This window comes from Butyrivibrio hungatei (assembly GCF_900101605.1).
GTDB classification, from domain to species: domain Bacteria; phylum Bacillota; class Clostridia; order Lachnospirales; family Lachnospiraceae; genus Butyrivibrio; species Butyrivibrio hungatei_B.
Window position 1 is genome coordinate 165,964 of record NZ_FMUR01000003.1, and the last position, 19,444, is coordinate 185,407.

Sequence of the window (19,444 nt, forward strand, 5' to 3'; positions counted from 1 at the left end):
TTTATCTCCCTCTTTCTTTTTTATCCTGATATTTATATTTAAATACCGATTTTGTATAAATCATCATTTCCATAAACCATGCAACACATATAATAACAACGGGAAAATCTCCTGTGCCAAAGAATAATTTACACGTAATAGCTATAAAGAACAAAACTGCATAGATATAGTGAAGTCCCTTGTGAGCATCATAAGTTGCTCTATATATTATCATCTTCTGCCCCTCATCTCGGCTCTCAAAGTATTTACGCTCAAAATGCAAATCCAATACATGTATTTTTTCTTCACAATCCAGCTTGTGTTTGAACGACATTATTTTCCCTCTCATGGTAAATGTCCATCCAATACAAAAAAATACCAAGACCATATGTATTATCCATGCTGTTTTAGGATCTGCCCATCTCTTAATATTACTTATACTAAGCCCCCAAAGCATCACTCCTGCAATCAATGTAAACCAATTAATCGAACCGGCAATATCCAGGTATACATCAATCTTATCGATTTGATTCTCATCTACACCATCCCACTTTTCCGCCAATATCTTACTCTTTACATATAACCCTATGCATAAAGAGCACATAACGATATTTAATACCAGATAAAAATGTAATTCATATTGCCTTAAGACATCGTAAGCCGAAATAAAACACGCTTTGATTATTTCATTATCCATTACAATTCCAAAAATAAATCCCATAAATACAGCCAAAAGCATAAAAGCTATAAATTTAAGCACTGTCTTACGATTGCTGTCTATTCTTATATCTTTTTTCATATCATCAATCTGCATATCTTTCCCTCTGCATATGAATACATCATATGTCAATCAACTTTTGCTATTATTCTTCAGTATACTCAAAGACCTCTTCAACAGTTACACCGCATGTCTTGGCTATCTTGAGCGCAAGTGTAACGGAAGGTGAATAATCACCTCTCTCTATCTGACTTATTGTCTGCCTGCTGGTTCCAACAAGTGCGCCCATCTCCTGTTGGTTTACTCCCAGCCGCGCGCGCAACTCTTTGAGATGGTTCTTTAATGGCATAGATTAATTTGCTCCCTTCCATATGACAACTATCATTATCATTTTGACAAGTATTGTTGTCAACTTATACAAATAATACCCCATAACAAGAATTCTTGTCAACCCTTTCCATGAGGTATTATTTGTGTGTTATTTAATAGTCTTTAGATTCTGCATTTATATATTTGACTGCATTTTGTCCGGCTCTCATCGCTTCTTCCGAAACATGATCGACAAGATCATGTACATGAAGCACATTTCCACATGCAAAGATTCCGGGGATACTTGTCTCAAGAAGCTCATTAACAACAGGACCGCCGGTAGCAGGATCAATCTCTATTCCCGCAGCGACAGACAGCTCATTTTCAGGTATAAGTCCGCATGACAAAAGAAGCGTATCACAAGTATATCTTTCTTCCGTTCCGGGAATCGGTTTTCTGTCAGCCCCGACTTCTGCTACAGTAACCGCCTTGATATGTTCTTTTCCCTCAATATCAACAACTGTATGAGAAAGTAAAAGCGGAATCCCATAATCATCAAGACACTGCACTATATTTCTCTTAAGCCCGCCCGAATATGGCATAAGTTCCGCAACAAGTTTGACTTTGGCTCCTTCAAGTGTCATTCTTCTTGCCATGATAAGGCCTATATCTCCCGAGCCAAGGATGACCACTTCTTTTCCCGGCATATATCCTTCAATATTTATAAGTCGTTGCGCACAACCTGCCGTAAAAATCCCGGCAGGGCGGTAACCGGGTATATTAAGCGCTCCTCTTGCCCTCTCCCTGCATCCCATGGCCAGAACGACCGCCTTTGCAGGTATAGTAAACATGCCGTCTTCCCTGTTCATGGCAGTTACAGTCCTGTCACGACCTATATTCATCACCATGGTTTCAAGTTTATAGTCTATACCATGTTCAAAAACTTTCTTTATGAACCTGTCGGCATACTCGGGGCCTGTCAGTTCCTCCTTAAAGGTATGAAGACCGAATCCGTTGTGAATGCACTGATTTAAGATGCCTCCAAGTTCTTTGTCCCTCTCAAGAATAAGAACTTTGTCATTTCCCGCTTCTTTGGCGGCTATAGCTGCCGCGAGACCTGCAGGTCCGCCTCCGATGATAACTATATCGTATGACTTCATGGTCTTTTCACCTCCCCTTTGGTTCTCGTTACAACTATGTTCGAGCCCCCTCCGGACTTTGTAATATCTTCATATGAAAGCCCAAGTTCTCTTGCGAGTATCTCCATGGTCCTCGGCATACAAAAGCCTGCCTGACATCTTCCCATTCCGGCTCTTGTCCTTCTCTTTATTCCGTCAAGCGTCGTTGCGCCGAGAGGCCTGTGGATCGCATCAAGTATCTCGCCCTCCGTCACCGATTCGCACCTGCATATAACATTTCCGTAAGCGGGATTTTCTTTTATAAGTTCATTCACCTCTTCTATGGAAAGCCCCGCCGTACTTCTGACAGCTCTTCTCTTTGTTATGACATTTTCTTTCTCCCGTAAATTCATGCGATCATTCAAAATATCACAGACCATCTCACCTATTGCGGGACAACTTGTAAGTCCCGGAGATTCTATCCCTGCGCAGTCTATAAATCCCGGAACATCGCAAACTTCTTCGATTATAAAGTCATTATTGTCCTCATGCGCACGAAGCCCCGCAAAAGAGGTTATAACCTTATTAAGCGGTATATTTTTCACATTATCGCCCGCTTTTTTGGTAAGTTCATCAATGCCCAAAGCTGTCGTTGCTGTTTCCTCCTTATCCTCCGTATCAACGGCTGTCGGACCGACAATAAGATTACCGTGAACGGTAGGTGCGACAAGCACTCCTTTTCCAAGCCCTGTCGGCTGCGGGAAAATAACATGACTTACATGTTTTCCCGCCTGCTTATCAAGAAGACAATAATCTCCTCGCCTCTGTGTTATATGGATTTTCTTTGAACTTACCATGTTATGGATAACGTCAGCATACACTCCCGCCGCATTTACAACATATCTCGCGTCAAATTCTCCGTTATCGGTAAAAATCTTAAAACTGCCGTCATCCTGCTTCCTGATATCTTTAACTTCCGTGTTCAGCCTAAACTCCGTCCCGTTCATTGCCGCAATTTCCGCCATCCCGATATTAAGTTCAAACGGGCAGATGATACCTGCACTTGGGGCAAAAAGAGCTCCCTGCGTATCTTCGGAAAGATTTGGTTCCATAAAAAGAGCTTCTTCTCCCGTAAGGATCTTGAGCCCCTTAACTCCGTTTCTTACGCCTCTTTCGTAGAGGTCGTCTAGCCCGGAAAGTGCGTCTTTATGAAGGCACACAACAAGTGAGCCGATTCTTTTAAAAGGAATATCAAGATCTTTGCACAGCTCATCCATCATCTCATTGCCCCTAATATTGAGCTTTGCCTTTAATGAGCCTGTCTCAGCATCATATCCGGCATGTATGATAGCCGAATTTGCTTTTGATGTACCTTCGCAAACATCACTGCATTTTTCTAAAACGCAAGTCTTAATATCATATTTTGCAAGTTTCCATGCAACTGCTGCCCCCGTAACTCCTGCGCCGATTATCACCACGTCGTACATAACCATTCTCCTTTTTGCCTACGATAATATGTTTAACGCACTGCAGATCAATCTTGCTTGTCCCACAAAAGCGTTGCTTTCACCGCTTTATGCCATCCCTTTAATTCTTCTTCTCTTTTTTCCGGAGAAATATCAGGTTCAAACTTTCGATCGACAGCCTGGTTTTTTATCACATCTTCTTTGCTCTTCCAATATCCAACTGCAAGTCCCGCAAGATATGCCGCTCCCATTGCCGTTGTCTCTACGCAGGCCGGTCTAAGCACATCGGTATTAAGGATATCTGCCTGAAACTGCATCAAAAAGTTATTGTTTGAAACACCGCCGTCCACTTTAAGCGACTGTATTTTTTTACCCGTATCAAGTTCCATTGCGTGAAGAACGTCGTAAGTCTGAAATGCCAATGATTCAAGCGTTGCCCTGACTATATGATATTTATTAACGCCTCTTGTAAGTCCCATGATAGCTCCCCTTGCATAAGGATCCCAATACGGCGCGCCAAGTCCAGTAAATGCCGGAACAACGTAGCATCCGTTCGTATCTTCAACTCTTGTTGCAAGATATTCTGAGTCGGGCGATGAATCTATGATCTTAAGCTCATCACGAAGCCACTGGATTGCCGCTCCCGCAACGAAAACCGAACCTTCAAGGGCATATTCGACTTTCCCATCTATCCCCCATGCTATCGTGGTAAGAAGATCATTATTTGAAAAAATCGGCTTATCTCCCGTATTCATAAGCATAAAGCACCCTGTTCCGTAGGTGTTTTTGGCTTCGCCTTCCGTAAAGCAAGTCTGTCCAAAGAGCGCAGCCTGCTGATCTCCCGCAGCTCCCGCAATCTTTATGGCACCACCGAAAAACTCAGGATCTGTCTCTCCGTATATATAGCTTGACGGTCTTACTTCAGGCAGCATCGGCATCGGAACGTCAAGTTTTTTGCATAGTTCCTCATCCCACTTAAGTGTATTTATGTTAAACAAAAGTGTTCTTGATGCGTTGGAATAGTCAGTAACATGAACCTTTCCCTTTGTTAGTTTATAGATAAGCCAGGAGTCTACCGTACCAAAACACAGCTCGCCGTTCTCCGCCCTTTTCCTTACTCCGTCCACATTTTCAAGTATCCATCTTATCTTGGTTCCTGAAAAATACGGATCGAATTTAAGCCCTGTCTTTTCACGGAATTTCTCTACTATCTGCGGATCTTCTTTCATTTTCTGCGCCGCATAATCGGCTGTTCGTCTGCATTGCCACACAATCGCACGGCTAACGGGCTGTCCCGTCTTTTTATCCCAGACTATGACCGTTTCGCGCTGGTTTGTTATGCCTATTGCAGCGATATCTTCATAGGTTGCGCCCACATTTTGCATCGCCGTTCGCGCAACAGAAAGCTGAGTCTGCCAGATCTCGTTGGCATCATGTTCCACCCATCCGGGTTTTGGAAAAAACTGCGTAAACTCCTTTTGAGATACGCTGCACATTTCTCCTTTTTCATTGAATAAAATACATCTGTTGCTGGTTGTTCCCGCATCAAGCGCCATTACATACTTTGCCACTTCCTTCCCTCCTATACCGTTTTTATATTGCTATAGCCATTTTGTGTTTTATTTCTCTATTTTCATTCAAAAATATAAATTGTAAATTCTTCTTGATTCAATTATACTTAAAAAGCTACGGTATTGTGTAAATACCGTAAAATAAGATATAATTTAGAAAGGAACAAACGAATATGGGGAGGGCGAGTATCATGGCAAACGAAAGAGAAGATCTCATTCATTCACTTGCAAAATCCATGGGCGTTGGCGATGCCCAAAAGGCACGCGGTGCATCCGGCAAATATAATGCCGAGACAGGCACTATGTACTGTAACGGCCACATTATTTCCCGTACCACCATTGAACAGGCAAGCGCATATTTTAATTCGCAGTACAGACGCCTTGCTGAAATTGACGACGAGAATGTAAAACAGATGGCTTCAATCTATGAAGTCGCAAAAGAAGCAATAAACATGATAGTTGCTCCTACGGATATGACAGAATAAGCGGATCCCTAAGGACCCGCTTTTTTAATACTCTATATTATTAAGATCTGTATTATGCTGCTTTCAATTCCTGAGCCTTCTTCTGGCGCTCATCGCGAATCTTCTTTTCTGTTATAAGAAGGATTGCGATAATAAGGAGCCATAACCAGTTGATCTTTATTCCACTCTCTGTATCCATCTCTGCAAGAGCCTTAATATTCTTTGTAGCTCCGATTCCTGCGAAAGCTGCTTCGCTGTTCTCAAGACCAACAAGCTTATTTGTGAACTCTTCGAATTCCTTGTTGTACTTGTTGTATCTCTTTGCTCCGAGGATCTGTCCGAGCATATCTACAGGTGCGATATTTGCTTCTTCTGTGATCTGCTGAGCTTCACCTGCTGCTTCGCCTGCTGTTACTCTTACAGTATTCTCTGATACGTTCTCGTTTGCTGTATTGCTCTGAGCTGTGATAGCTGTTGCTACAGGTGCAACTGTGTTTTCAAAAATCTCTGCAAGTGTTGCAAGTACAACTTCAACAGGATTCTCTGCGATTACTTCTTCTGCAACTGTCTCTGTCTCATATCTTCTGCCTTCGATGTTATTTTCTACGTTGTTGTCTGCTACAACCGGGATTGCTGCTACTGCAGGAACTTCTGTATTTGCAACTGCTTCTGTATTTGCTACTGCTTCAACTACTTCTGAAGCTACTACTGTTTCAACTGCCTCTTCTGCTGCGTTCTCTACAAGAACTATCTCTTCGCTTACGCTTAAGCTCTCCTTGATCTCATCGCGCTTCTCAATAAGTTCATCAAGTTCTGCTGCCGCATTGTCAAGATCCTCTTTTGCGCCTGCAAGGATGCTTTCAAGAATCTGTACTGCCTTCTGTGTCGATCCTGCATTAAGAACTCTTGTCATATCTTCTTCGCTCAAATAATCTCTGAGATCTGCTACAAGATCTGCTGAAATTCTTACTCTGTTCTCTTCGATATTGTCAATGGCATCCTTCAATGCTTCAACCTTATCTGATGCTTCCTCTACCTTATCCTGTGTATCTGCAATGATCTCACCGTACTTCTCATACTTCTCAACAAGCTTTGAAGCATTTTCGATAAATGCCTTAAGTCCTGCATCATCCTTTGTTGAAATTCTGATTCCTTTTGCATTTCCGCTTGTTGTCTGAACAATCTTGCGAGCTGCTGTGCCGTTCATATAGTAAACACCGTCTACAAACTCAATCTCTCCGCTCTCTACGCCTGCCTCAAGCTCATCAATGCACTTAAACTCATTTGTTCCGTCAGCATAATCAAATGAATATACATCATATTTTCCTGAATTTACATCTGCCTTGAACTGGTTTGTAACACTAAAATTTCCGAAGTGATTCTTCTGATATACTGAAGATGTGATATCCTCTTCAGGCTTCTCGTACACTACGATTTCTCTTGAGCTTCCAAGTCTGTACCACTGATCGTTTTCCTTGAACTGTCTGTCTGTTCTGTCGATGTTGAAATAACGCTTTACTGTGTTGTTGTCCTTATCCAAATATGTAACAACAGTATATGAACTGTTCTGGCGGTCAAATCCTCTGAGCATCTCTGTATACTTGATATTTGTTGCATCCTTGTCGATAAAGTTGGGAATGATATATCCGCTTATAATGCTCTCCATGAGCTTGTCCTGTGTCTTCCAGTCTTTGTTCTTGTCTGAAATTTCTTTCTTAGCAAGAATATCTTCAACTGCTGCCTGCTCTTTCTCAAAATCCTCTTTTGCGTTGTCGCAAGCCTCTGAAAGAACTTCTACATTCTTCTTAGCTGCCTCAAGCTTCTGAGCTGCCTTGTTTACATTGCTGTCATCACTCTTAAGGTGCTTAACTGTCTCATCATATACCTTCTGTGCACCCTCGAGCTGTCTCTTTGCCACTTCGAACTTGTCACAAAGTGCTTCGAAAGCAGCTTTCTTTGTCTCAACATTTTCTTTTGCATCTTCTGTGATCTGATCAAGCTTGTCCATTGCCTCGCTTACCTGCTCGGCATCTGCATCTTCACTTGATATTATATCTATAAGACCGTTTGCCTGCTCTTTTGTCTCTGCAACTGTCTCAACTATGCTGTTTGCAACTTCCTTTGCTTCTGCAACATATGCAACAGTCTCTTCTGCGCTCTCATCTGCTGCGCGGTCTGCTTCGTCAACCTTTACGAGCTCTTCTGTTACTTCGTTGAGCTCAGCTACTGCCTCATTGAGGTTTTCTTCTACCGGAAGGCTCTCTACTGCTTCAACAAATGCCTCAACGCTCTCCTGTGCAACTGCTCCGCCGTCTGTAACATCAGCTGCCTCAATTCCTGCTTCCTCATTTCCTTCTGCAATTGCCTCGATTGTCTCTGCAGTGATCTCTACTGCTTCTTCAACTGATTCCTCAGCTGCTGTCTCAGCTTCCATTGCTTCCTCAACTGATTCGTTGTATACTTCTTCGTTTGTGTTTACATCTTCCTGATCATTTTCAATATTCTCAAAAACTTCGCCGTCCATGGCTCTTACATTTACAGTTACTGTTGTTGCTGTGATCATTGTTGCAAGTGCAATTCTGATTACTCTTAAAACTGTATTCTTCTTCATTCTTTACCTCCAAAGTCATATTCGGCGTTTATTTTTTCAACTCATTTTCTCTCGTACACTATTTTTATCGGAGCTAATATTTTTTTCTTAAACGAAAAAAAATTAAAAAAAAATAAACACCCCAAAACCCACATGTTTTAAGGTGTTTACGCTGTCTATTCAATTTATCTCCGCTTCCTCTGATTTGACTTAATTCATACCTTCCTCTCCGTCTGCGGGCTCATCGAGCTCTATACTCTCAATGCGCTCCGTAGTGGTATGCCAAACAGTAGTAAATGCAAAAAAGCTTACTACCATCAGCACAATATATAGAGCCACAATAACAAGTATTGTGATTCCAATCGTTTTCCAGAGCTTCTTACTGCGCCTGTTCTTTATGGCCAGCTGCTCGCTTATCTTGGCAAGTTGCTCCGCAATCTCGTTTTTATCAGCCGCTTCGTTTATTTTTTCTCCAAGGAGCCTGCTTACAGGTGTTTCCAACACATCCGATATCATAGCCAAAAGATCTGCATCAGGAACCGACAATCCCTTTTCCCACTTGCTGACTGTCTGCCTTACCACATTTAACTTTATCGCAAGCTCCTCCTGAGTATAACCTTTTTCTTTTCGCATTGCTCTTAAATTTTCGCTGAACATAGTTGTGTCCTCCTCGTGTATTATAGTATCAGCCTAGTAAAATGTATTCATTGCATCAAGCAACGCAGATTAACATTGTGATTATTCCTACAATTCTAAGTTTTATAGATTACTTTCGCGTAAAAGCATCTTCATCTGAGCCAAGCTCCTATAAATCTCCATTTTTTTACAAATGTCAATACTTGTATCTGATTTTTTTTGAGCTACAATATGTTGTAGGATATAATATATTATATCAAAAAATATGATTAAATGTTATATCCATTGTCAATGGAGGAGGGTATGATTATGAATAACGCCGCAACTATTGAGGCTTCTGATTCTCGTGTCATTCGCAGCATTCTTCGCTCGATGGTAAACGAACATTGGTCTGTTGCCGAGGCTTTGGATGAGTATGACATTCCGGGAGATCTTCGCGACTCCTATGAGGCACAGATTGCGGAATATTTTGTAGACTGATTTATTGACCCAAATTATAAGGCTTTAATAGAGTTTGAAACAACTCTAAAATCAATATCCAACCAACATTAAAGGTCTCTATGATAAAACATATCATAGAGACCTTTTTAACAGCAACAAAACACATCATACTTCCCCGCTCACCAACGGTAAAGTTGCCTTTATGCAAAACTCATAGTCTTTAGCTTCAATATCGAGATTCCCATGGTTTTCATCCAATCTTTTTCTTATATTCGCAAGTCCGAAACCATGATTCTCTTTATCGTCTTTTATAGTTTCTATATTATCCGTATTCTCAATCCGCTCATATTGCATTGTATTTTTTACAATTATTTGAGCATATTTTTTACCCTCTTTAAGAGTCACATTTATATATTTCCTCTTTTCATCGGGTATAAATTTTTGCGCCTCGATTGCATTGACGATCATATTCGAATAAACGGATGACAGTGCGATATCATCTATCTTCAGCTCTTTTACAATCTTTCCTTCCAGATTGATTTCGATTTCCGGATTCAAATTTTCAACATAATAATTCGTAAGCGCATCAATTATACTGTTTCCGGTATGAAAGCCTTTATTAACGAGCGATATTGTCTGATCGTAGAGATTATCTATATATTTATTGAGTTCTTCATACTTTCCCTCATCAATAAATGATTTGATACAGATTATATGATTATTCATATCATGCCTATATTTTTTGGTATCCGTTTCTTTCTCCAAAAGAGACAGATAATAATTTTTCTGCATCTCATTTAGCTCATGCTCCGCTTTCGCATAGTTTTGAACCCGCACTGTCAGCCATTTTTTATACAGAATATCAATTTCCACCAACAATAATGATATTCCGGCAAAACTTGTTATTGTCTTTACAAAAAAACCTTTAAAATATGAGGTCTGTATTAACTTGTAAATAAAAAAAATACATATAAAAATATCAAAACACCCTATCAAAAACACGTAATCAAGTCTTTCAGCGGCTTTTATCTTTTTTTCAACATTCAATATATCCAATATCATTTTTAAAATATAGCCAAAAATGATTATCATTACAAATTCAGATAGAAAACATATAAAAGATTCCATGTACTCTTTTCCAACTGATAGCCAAACACCATCTATGTACCATGTTTCCACTGATAATATCACACAGCTTTTCATAAGCACGACAAGAACTGTACTTTCAAGCTTTGATATCATTTTACTATCAGTAACAAGTAAAGTTATAACAAACGCAATAATAGAAGCAACTGCGCACAAATTTTTAAACTCAACTTTACCATTAAGAGCCATCAGAACCACAAAAAGCACTGCCATTCCAATGACAATAAAATATTGATTCTTAAATTTTATTTTTATACATCGCAAAAGCCAAAGCGATTCAATTAAAGAGAACACAAAAAAGATCATCGTTAGTCCAATAGCCATGTCAGTCTCCAAAACTCAGATCATATTCCACATATGCCCGCTCAAATTTAATGCGGTTTCTTCTTGATATCTCTAATTCTTCTCCATTTATCAGCTTTACAATATTTTTAAAAAAACCGGATATATTCTTAAAGCCGACAATATATTGCCTGTGTATCCTAAAAAACAATCGATTGTCCAGCTCTTTTTCAATCTGCTCCAATGACATATTTTTGGTAAACACATCATTCGCTGTGTAGATCTGTATATATCCGTTATAAGATCTTATATAATAAATCTCATTTTGAGCAATATTGTATTTAATTTTATTCTGGTAAACTTCGATTGTGCTGTTTCCGACAGTTCTGCTTACCGCAGATACTATAGCTTCTCTGATTTCCTCTTGTTGCAACGGCTTGTTGAGATACCTGTGAGCATAGAACCTAAAAGCTTCACTGTACCTTTTTTCATTGCTTGTTGCAATTATGATCCTGCACTCGGGATTTCTTTCAAAGATAATTTTTCCGGCTTCCATGCCATCCATCTCAGGCATTTCCACATCTAAAAAGACAATATCAATATTTTCAATTTTTTCAAGTAAATCTTTTGCCGAACAATACACTCTGATATCAAAATACTCATCATCATCCCCGTATAGCTTATGTAGTATTGTTCGTATTTTTTTTTCGATGATCTTACATATCTGCAATTCATCATCACATATTCCGATAACTGTTTTTTTCATAACAAAAATCTCCCATTTTGTTTTTTAGATTATTTTATATAAAATATAAAATCAATCAGCAGTCATTTCGGTGCTACTACGATGACAGTGCACTGTTATTATAATACCGAAGAACAAAAATAAAAAGAGATATTCATTGAAGTTCCCTAATTTCAACAAATATCTCTTATATTATTCTAAAATGCCAATATGCTCTTTACTTTTTCAGATGCGGCGCATCTTAATGCAGAATAACCAAAGCCGGTGCTTCCAAGCATCAGCCCGACAACGTCTCCGCCCCTGAATGCCCGGCCGTTATACAGTCTTGTAAGATTTTTATCAAATGTAACATCATAAGTTGCATGGCATCGTTTCTTTAAACTTTCATCGCCCATCACATCTGCGGCGGCACCGATAATATCGATGTTTCCTATATCACCGTGGCAATAGCAATGTGTACAACCTATAGAGAGCTCAATAGTTCTTTTTAATGCAATATCAAATTCTTTATCCAGTAATTCATCCGTATAGCCGCTCTTTTTAAGAAAGACTTTCTCAAGAAGGATACCGGGTGAACCATGGCACCATCCGTTTCCTATCTCATCCATATCCGTGTTGGTAAACCAGTTTTCTTTTTCCACGCAATAAAAGCTTCTTTCATACGAAAGCATGGCACCTATCATCTTATCTATCTTCTTCGTATCCAATATATCTCTGACTTTTGCAAGCTGCGCTATAATTCCCGCAACACCGTGAGCATATCCAGAATAGCGGCTGATATCATCCGTACCAATCCAGTTTATTTCATCTTTATCACTGCTAAACAGTCTGTCAGACATCTTGCGAACAATCGCTTTTATTATCTCCAAAGTCTTATTTTGATATCCGATTCCGTCTCTGTAGATGTAGTTTAAGACCTGGATTCCACCTGCATCTCCCTGCATAACGTCATAAAACTCAGCTTCATCCACTCTTTTTCTTATGATATCAAGCATCTCGTCAATTTCTTTATCGATCTGCGGATTCTGAAAGAGCTTATTTGCATCATACATAAAAAGCAGATATCCTGATATCCCGTTATAACTGCCAAGATTAATACTCTTTTCATTACCAAGCATATTGACCTTGTATCTTATCGCTCTTAAGCAATCTTTGGTTGCATCTATATAACGCTCTATCCCCGTAAGTTTTGCAAGTTCTAAGAGAAACATACCTATTCCCGTGATGCCTGCATACATATTGTATGAAGCAAATCCCATCTCACATAATTTATCGCAGTTACCCTTCAGAAAACTTGTAAGCCAACCTCTGTACTTCTCCCCCTCAATGTCCATCTCTATAGAATAATCAATGAGATAATCCGCAACCTTTTTTGCAAAATCAATACACTTATTCTTATTATCTTTTTCTTTATTACTTATTTCTTTCGAAGCATCCGAGAAAACCACGCCTGAAATATCTGCTTCATATGTACTTTCCTTTAATCTGTATGAATCCTCTACATAATGAATCTGCTGCATCATGTCTCTGTTACTGAATTTCAGTATCTTTTTCTCAACAGCATCAACGGGTGATTCCTTTATCAATCCGGCAATTGTATGCCCATTACATTTAACATCTTTTCCCCCGAGTTTGCATGTAAAATACGGAACATCATTATCAACAAGGCTCTCACATTCATGTGGAACAATGCTTAGGTATTCCTTTGTCGCATTTATTGATATTCTGGACAGCAACACTCTTCTGCTTATGTCATCACTAAGAAAATCGGGATGTATGCTCGTTTCAAGAAGTCGTCCGTAAATGTTCGTTGCACGCATGAGAATCCTAACCGTTGTATCTTTGAAATTATCTCTAATATAATCAAGTACCTCTTCTCTGTTTTCCAGAACCCATTTATAGACTGCCGTAAAGCCTTTTATAATTTCATCTTTATATTCAATTCCTTCATAAATCTTCCCTTTATACGAAGGGCAGTTAAACGCCTTTGGAATATAATGGTATACCCTCCTAAGCTTAACTTCATCAGAGTTTGCTTTTACAAAATCAATGGATTTATACGGATATTTACAATCAGCCACACTGCTAAGGCCTCCGACGTCAACTCGCTCTGCACCTTCTTCGCTTCCCAAAATAAAATATGGCAAAAGTCCTGTTGAAAGTGTCGATTCAAATATATGCTCCCTTGCGATCTTACCTATAAGATCCTCCGATGCATTATTTCCGTTCTCACACCCTTTTATAACGGGATGCATCAAAGTTTCCGTATCTATCAAAACAGGATATTCTCCGTCCGCAATGATATTTTCGTAGTGGCAGTCCACTCCGTTTAGCATGTACATAATTCCAAGTATCTGCCCTGCACGGTAAAAAAATCTTCCTATCCCGCTTTTCGTCTTTACTTCATTATATCTTACGTAAAAAGCCCATGAATAGCTGTTAAAAGACATACATTCTGCTGCCTTTAGGTCAAACATATCCTCATTTTTCTTATGATTTATCCATTTGATAAACTCACTGAAACTCCTATCAAGTTCAAGAGAATGAGGCTTATACAAGACCTGCATCTTATTTGATAAAAGAACTCTCGCAACACTTTTCCCGTTATGCTTATCACCGCTTCCAATCTTTATGGAAACAATGTCTATATCATCATTTTTGCTTATTTCAAGCTTTTTCTTAAGTTCTTCCTTATCCTTGTAAAAGTTTCTTATAATCTCCTCACAATAAGCAAAACAGTGTTCTGTCATTTTCATTGCAAGGCGCACAAACTCATAATAGTTGTCATACAGTTCTCTTAGCATGTTAACATCTGAAAGAATAGTTTCCTCATAATAGCGAAATTTTTCTTCATGATCTGCTCCTATAAGCTTCCCTGCATCTTTCATGTAATTGACGTCAAGCACAAGAAATTTGATTGCATATCTTGATATTTCTTCAAGATTGTTCATCATCACGCAGTCAAAGCTGACTTTTGAATTAAGCGCCGTTATCCTGTCATAGTATTTCCAAAAGCAGTAATTGACGATAGGTCTAAAAAAGTTGTAATAAGAAATCGAAGATTTACACCTCTTTTCAAACTCAAATATCTCTTTATTCATCGGAAGTAAAAAGATATCATCTATCATCTTTAATACATCTTCTTTGTTATAGAACCTATTGTTCTGAACTCTGTTTAAAAGCTCGTCAATGCCTTCTCCCCAGGCATTTTTTAGAAAACCATCGATCTTATCTTTTTGCGGTGCTTCCGGATATAATGTAATCCAGTATTTGGCCATTTTGTCTTTTAACTCCATATTCATCCCCCTCGTAAATTTCAGTCTTTATGAAGAACCATATTGATATATACCTTGCATGAGCCAAGATACATGATCACATAAACCAAAAAGATTGCTATACAAAATGCAGATATACATCTCCCTGCAAAAGCTACATCTGTAAGCATAAATAATTTGAGCACGTCGCATATAATCCCAAAGCATGCGGCAACATGAATAAATGCCATTACAATAGGGATAAAAAACAATATCCCGCTCTCAGCAAAAATACTCTTTTTAATCTCGCCATCACTCATCCCTATCTTTTGCATTATCTTCACATTATCAAGATCATCCACGGCTTCCTGTATCTGCTTGTAATACATAATAAAGATCATGTATATCACAAATATCAGGCTGATAAACGTTCCAAGAAAAAGAAATATAGCATTTCTCTCATATCTGGTCCTTCTCTGAGTAATATTACTGTCAAAATAGTTAACAGAATCGATTTTCCTAAGTTCCTCGTCAAGAAGCCTGTCAACCTCCATCTTATCTTCCGTGGATCCTGATGTAGAATAATCAACACAATGAGAAATCAATCTATGAACACCTTGATTCTCCATATGCTCACGTATCATTTCAATCGTCGTATAATCTTTTGTTATTACATAAAACGAATACGCATATTTTATATTGTCTATTTCTGAGAAAGCAGGTCCATCGATAATTTCCTTAACTTTCATTTTCTTGCCATAAACATCTATATATTCATAGGAACCCGGGCTTACTTCTTCATCGGATATGAAAAAAATCTCATCATCTTCTAGTGACAAATCTGCATTCTGATATTTATTAAAATCATCAAGATCCATAAAACACAGAATATCCGGAAGCGTTCTTACGGGTACGTTATCATTTGAAAAACTGCCTTTTGCTTCATCAAATACTGTAGGAAACGCATATTCGTCGTATGCTCTAAGAATCTCGATTTCAGTGCCCGCTTTACTTGCAACATTCCTTACTATATTTTCAACAGCATCCCGATCTTCTTTTTGTTTTGTAATTATATCTCCGTCAACTTTAAAAGCCGCACTTGCCTGCCTGTCAGTTCCCATATATAAGGAAACAGTGGTCGCACCGCCTATAGCCACACATGAAAAAAGAATATTTATGACAACAAGAGAAAGCGCATTGTTTCCGGTCCTTGCTATAAGCTTTGCTATTGTTGTAAAAAATCTATTTTTATAATAAATGTTATCCCTTTTCTTAAGCGCAAATTCAATCGCTATGACAAGACAGGATATCACAAGATAGCTTCCGCAAAAGATAATGACAAGTGCTATGAATATGGTTGATATGCTGTTTACAAAATCATCGATCACATTCACATAGATATATGCGCCCGCGATCATGGCAATTCCAATAATTCCTTTTACAATATCCGAAGTTCTGAGCTTTTTTACAACCTGATCCGAGTTCTCATCTTTTAATAAAGTGATCACATTCTGAACGCGTATGTTTCTCATATTCTTTAAAAGAATTATTGCGTCAATAAAAAAGAAAATTATCATTGTGATCCATACATTTTTAAGATCAAACCCGGTCTCATACTGCGCATTGCATTTCATCAAAACAAACAATGATTCATATATGTATTTTTGAAGTATCACTCCGACCAAAAGTCCCGCAAATATCGATGCAAGATATATATACAATGCTTCATATGCAAGGATACTACTTATATGCCCCGGCTCAAGTCCCCAGACTGCATAAAGTCCCATCTCTTTACGTCTTCTCTTCTCAAATATCCTATTGGTATAGTTTTTAAACACCAACGTGATCAATGATAAAAAGACGCATCCAAGATACAGCATAAGCACTAATGCCGAATACCCTTTGGCATTTTTAAGCCCCGGATTTGTCGCCATAAAAATATACAGATATAACGTCATAACCGTAAAAGCACTGACAATCAGATTCGCTGTATGTAATTTTCTATTCTCATAAATATTTTTAAATGCTATTCTTGCCCAAAAAAACTGTTTCATAGTGGCTTTCCTTTCCGCTATTATATAAAAATGAAGCTATTTCCTTCTCAAACTCAATATCATCCTTTTCACCTTTATCCAACGTATTCCCAATAACTCCATCCTTTAAAAACAAAACTCTTTTTGCTTTTGAAGCCGACTTAATGCTATGAGTTACCATTACTATTGTTTGCCCCCAATTATTAAATGCCTTAAACAATTCCATCAGTTGTTCTGAATTATTTGAGTCTAATGCTCCCGTAGGTTCATCTGCCAATACAATCTGTGGATTACATATAAGTGCTCTTGCTACCGCTGTTCTTTGCTTTTCTCCACCTGATATTTCATAAGGAAATTTATCCAATAGCTTTGTTATACCTATTTTTTCAGCAATATCATTAACCCTTTCATCAATCTCTTTCTTCTTTGTATTTAAAAGCACAAGCGGAAAAGCTATATTATCCTTAACTGAAAAGTAATTTAAAAGATTGAAATCCTGAAACACAAACCCAAGCTTTTCTCTTCTAAATGCACATATCTCTTTTTTCTTCATATTCGAAATATTTAATCCACCAATAATAACTTCACCACTTGTTGGAACATCCAATGAAGCTATTATATTCAAAGTAGTTGTTTTCCCCGACCCAGATTCCCCCATAATAGCTATGAAATCACCGTCATCTGCCTCAAAATTAATACCCTTCAAAGCATCATATTTTACATTGCTTTTTTTTGTACAATAAGTTTTGTGCAAATTTCTTAGCTCTAACATTTTTTTTTCCATACTCTTCCTCCTCGTAAATCATATACAAATAAAAGAGGTAGACTATCTCCCCCCTTTTATAATGTTTTCACCGCTACAGAGTTGCTAATATATCTATTATAATTACTCAAGCTCATTTATTCCCTTTAATTCTACTAACGGCGCTTAACCACATACAAACGGCACTTAACTTTATACCGCAGCCTTATCCGATTCAATAATCTGATTATCATAAAGTTTCGTATATACGCCATTTTTCTTCATAAGCGCTTTATGGTTTCCTTGTTCAACAATTCTTCCATCCTTCATTACATAAATAACATCCGCATCCACTATAGTGGATATTCTATGAGCAATAACAATCCTGGTACAACCTATAGATTTTAGATATTCAGAAATTCTGCTTTCATTTATTGTATCCAAAGAACTGGTTGCCTCATCCAAAAGCAAAACATTTGGATTATTGACTATAGCCCTTGCAAATCCAATTCTTTGCCTCTGCCCCCCGGATATATTGGTTCCCATATCAGAAATAATCGTATTATATTTCATTGGCATTTCTTCAATTTCACCATTTACTTGAGCTATCTCAGAAGCTCGCTCTATCATCTCCGGAGTAATATTTTCCCTCGACATCTCAATATTGTTGTAAATTGTATCATTCAATAAGATCACATCTTGAGGCACTACTCCCATCTGCTTTCTAAGAGTTTTCTTGTTTAATTCACTAAACTCGATAGAATTATATAGTAAGTTGCCTTTTGTAGGCGCATATATTCCCAAAAGCACTTTCCCAAGAGTTGATTTTCCAGATCCCGAAGCGCCAACTATAGCAATCTTTTGATTAGGCATAATTTTCATTGAAATATCTTTTAATACAGGTTCTGAATGATTAGTAAAAGCAAAAGATACATTTTTTAATTCAATGCTACCATTACACGTAATCTCCTTACCGTCACATAGATAATCCTCTTCCCTCTCTTCAATAATCTCATAAATCCTTTCCAAATACTGGCTTGAAAGAAGAAAATCATCCATAGATGAAAAAATCTGTACACATACCGCCATAAAAGTGTTACCAGCAGAATAAAGCGCAATCACCTCACCTATGCTGATTTCACCATTAACATAAAAGAACATACTCAACATCAATATCAATATAGGTACAATCTGATTAAAAGAAGCAATAAACGTACTATGAATATTGCTTCTTTCAGTAGTTTCAACATGCCTGTCCAAATTTCTGTTAAAATGTTCTTTCCATTTTTTATAGATATCATCCTCTGTACCGCTTATCTTGATATTTGCGATTGAATGTACAAGTTCAGATTGAATGGTCTGAAGCTTACTTGCCGTACTTATCTCCGCCTGATTCGTCTCAAGAATCTTTCTTCGGGTATACATAATGGAAAAACCACAAAACACCGCAAAAGAAAATGCAACAATAGCAATATATGGTGACACAACAATAAGATAAACCTGCAAAACAAGTAACGTTCCACAATTCATAAGAAAAGTTATAATTCTCTGTGTAAACATATCTCTTATTATTGACAGACTCTGTATTCTGAATATTATATCTCCATGAGATCTCAATTCAAAAAACTTTAATGGCAACTTCAACATATGTGAAAAGAGATTCTCACCTATCTCTTTATCAAGCAATTTTGCAAATATTATTTTCTTTTTTCCTGACAGATAGACCGTCAAAATATATATAAGCGCCAATATCAGTACCGCATAAAGCCATAACAATACATCTGTAAAATTTACGCCATTTCCCTCATTTACAAAATCAATCACCTTCTGGATCATTATGGGCATAAACAACGTAAGAATAACAAAAAACGGCAACTGTTTTAAGCGGTATCCATAAATTAGCAAACGGTAAATCGCCATGTTTTTATACTTTTCAAAACAGTAAGCATA

Annotated in this window: 14 protein-coding genes and 1 pseudogene; 2 read left to right on the forward strand and 13 right to left on the reverse strand. The window is 38.0% G+C overall.

Annotated elements, in window-relative coordinates; translation table 11 throughout:
- Nucleotide 1: 1 nt before the first annotated feature.
- The 5 genes and pseudogenes from BLP87_RS00765 to glpK form a co-directional block, all read right to left on the reverse strand.
- Nucleotides 2-793 (reverse strand): DUF3169 family protein, encoded by a 792-nt coding sequence (locus BLP87_RS00765; protein ID WP_026666589.1) that lies wholly within the window; start codon nucleotides 791-793, stop codon nucleotides 2-4.
- A gap of 49 nt (nucleotides 794-842) precedes the next feature.
- Nucleotides 843-1,046, reverse strand: coding sequence for a helix-turn-helix transcriptional regulator (locus BLP87_RS00770; protein WP_026666588.1), 204 nt, complete (start codon nucleotides 1,044-1,046; stop codon nucleotides 843-845).
- Between the two features lie 139 nt (nucleotides 1,047-1,185).
- A pseudogene (locus tag BLP87_RS00775) lies at nucleotides 1,186-2,166 on the reverse strand (NAD(P)/FAD-dependent oxidoreductase); the annotation flags it as partial.
- Nucleotides 2,163-3,611: an NAD(P)/FAD-dependent oxidoreductase gene (locus BLP87_RS00780; RefSeq protein WP_026666587.1), complete on the reverse strand. Its 1,449-nt coding sequence runs from the start codon at nucleotides 3,609-3,611 to the stop codon at nucleotides 2,163-2,165. The pseudogene BLP87_RS00775 and the gene BLP87_RS00780, both read right to left, overlap by 4 nt.
- Before the next feature lie 47 nt (nucleotides 3,612-3,658).
- Nucleotides 3,659-5,161: a glycerol kinase GlpK gene (glpK, locus tag BLP87_RS00785; protein ID WP_074461014.1), complete on the reverse strand. Its 1,503-nt coding sequence runs from the start codon at nucleotides 5,159-5,161 to the stop codon at nucleotides 3,659-3,661.
- A gap of 191 nt (nucleotides 5,162-5,352) precedes the next feature.
- On the opposite strand from glpK, the gene BLP87_RS00790 reads away from it, so the two are divergent.
- Nucleotides 5,353-5,646: a hypothetical protein gene (locus BLP87_RS00790; RefSeq protein WP_026666585.1), complete on the forward strand. Its 294-nt coding sequence runs from the start codon at nucleotides 5,353-5,355 to the stop codon at nucleotides 5,644-5,646.
- Nucleotides 5,647-5,698: 52 nt separating this feature from the next.
- On the opposite strand, the gene BLP87_RS00795 is transcribed toward BLP87_RS00790, so the two are convergent.
- Together BLP87_RS00795 and BLP87_RS00800 are read right to left on the reverse strand one after the other, a co-directional pair.
- Nucleotides 5,699-8,236: a hypothetical protein gene (locus BLP87_RS00795; protein WP_074461015.1), complete on the reverse strand. Its 2,538-nt coding sequence runs from the start codon at nucleotides 8,234-8,236 to the stop codon at nucleotides 5,699-5,701.
- A 189-nt stretch (nucleotides 8,237-8,425) separates the two neighbouring features.
- The gene (locus tag BLP87_RS00800) at nucleotides 8,426-8,872 is read right to left on the reverse strand and encodes a helix-turn-helix domain-containing protein (protein WP_026666583.1); all 447 of its coding nucleotides are present in this window, start codon (nucleotides 8,870-8,872) and stop codon (nucleotides 8,426-8,428) included.
- Between the two features lie 288 nt (nucleotides 8,873-9,160).
- On the opposite strand from BLP87_RS00800, the gene BLP87_RS15935 reads away from it, so the two are divergent.
- Entirely contained in the window at nucleotides 9,161-9,331 is a 171-nt protein-coding gene (locus BLP87_RS15935; protein WP_176756578.1) for a hypothetical protein, read from the forward strand.
- Nucleotides 9,332-9,457: 126 nt separating this feature from the next.
- Here BLP87_RS15935 and BLP87_RS00805 read toward each other — a convergent pair whose 3' ends face one another.
- The 6 genes from BLP87_RS00805 to BLP87_RS00830 all read right to left on the reverse strand — a co-directional run bounded on the left by BLP87_RS00805 (nucleotide 9,458) and on the right by BLP87_RS00830 (nucleotide 19,399).
- Nucleotides 9,458-10,762 carry a sensor histidine kinase gene (locus BLP87_RS00805; RefSeq protein ID WP_026666582.1) on the reverse strand — a complete coding sequence of 435 codons (1,305 nt, stop codon included), beginning with the start codon at nucleotides 10,760-10,762 and terminating at the stop codon, nucleotides 9,458-9,460.
- A 1-nt stretch (nucleotide 10,763) separates the two neighbouring features.
- Nucleotides 10,764-11,486, reverse strand: a complete 723-nt coding sequence (locus BLP87_RS00810; protein WP_074461016.1) for a LytR/AlgR family response regulator transcription factor — start codon at nucleotides 11,484-11,486, stop codon at nucleotides 10,764-10,766.
- 176 nt (nucleotides 11,487-11,662) lie between these two features.
- Complete coding sequence (gene lanM / locus BLP87_RS00815; RefSeq protein ID WP_074461017.1) at nucleotides 11,663-14,761, reverse strand: type 2 lanthipeptide synthetase LanM; 3,099 nt, start codon at nucleotides 14,759-14,761, stop codon at nucleotides 11,663-11,665.
- A gap of 20 nt (nucleotides 14,762-14,781) precedes the next feature.
- Nucleotides 14,782-16,773 carry an ABC transporter permease gene (locus BLP87_RS00820; protein ID WP_026666579.1) on the reverse strand — a complete coding sequence of 664 codons (1,992 nt, stop codon included), beginning with the start codon at nucleotides 16,771-16,773 and terminating at the stop codon, nucleotides 14,782-14,784.
- Nucleotides 16,739-17,536 (reverse strand): ABC transporter ATP-binding protein, encoded by a 798-nt coding sequence (locus tag BLP87_RS00825; RefSeq protein WP_081816792.1) that lies wholly within the window; start codon nucleotides 17,534-17,536, stop codon nucleotides 16,739-16,741. Before BLP87_RS00825 ends, BLP87_RS00820 begins: the two co-directional genes overlap by 35 nt.
- Before the next feature lie 171 nt (nucleotides 17,537-17,707).
- Nucleotides 17,708-19,399, reverse strand: coding sequence for a peptidase domain-containing ABC transporter (locus BLP87_RS00830; RefSeq protein WP_176756579.1), 1,692 nt, complete (start codon nucleotides 19,397-19,399; stop codon nucleotides 17,708-17,710).
- Nucleotides 19,400-19,444 lie beyond the last annotated feature (45 nt).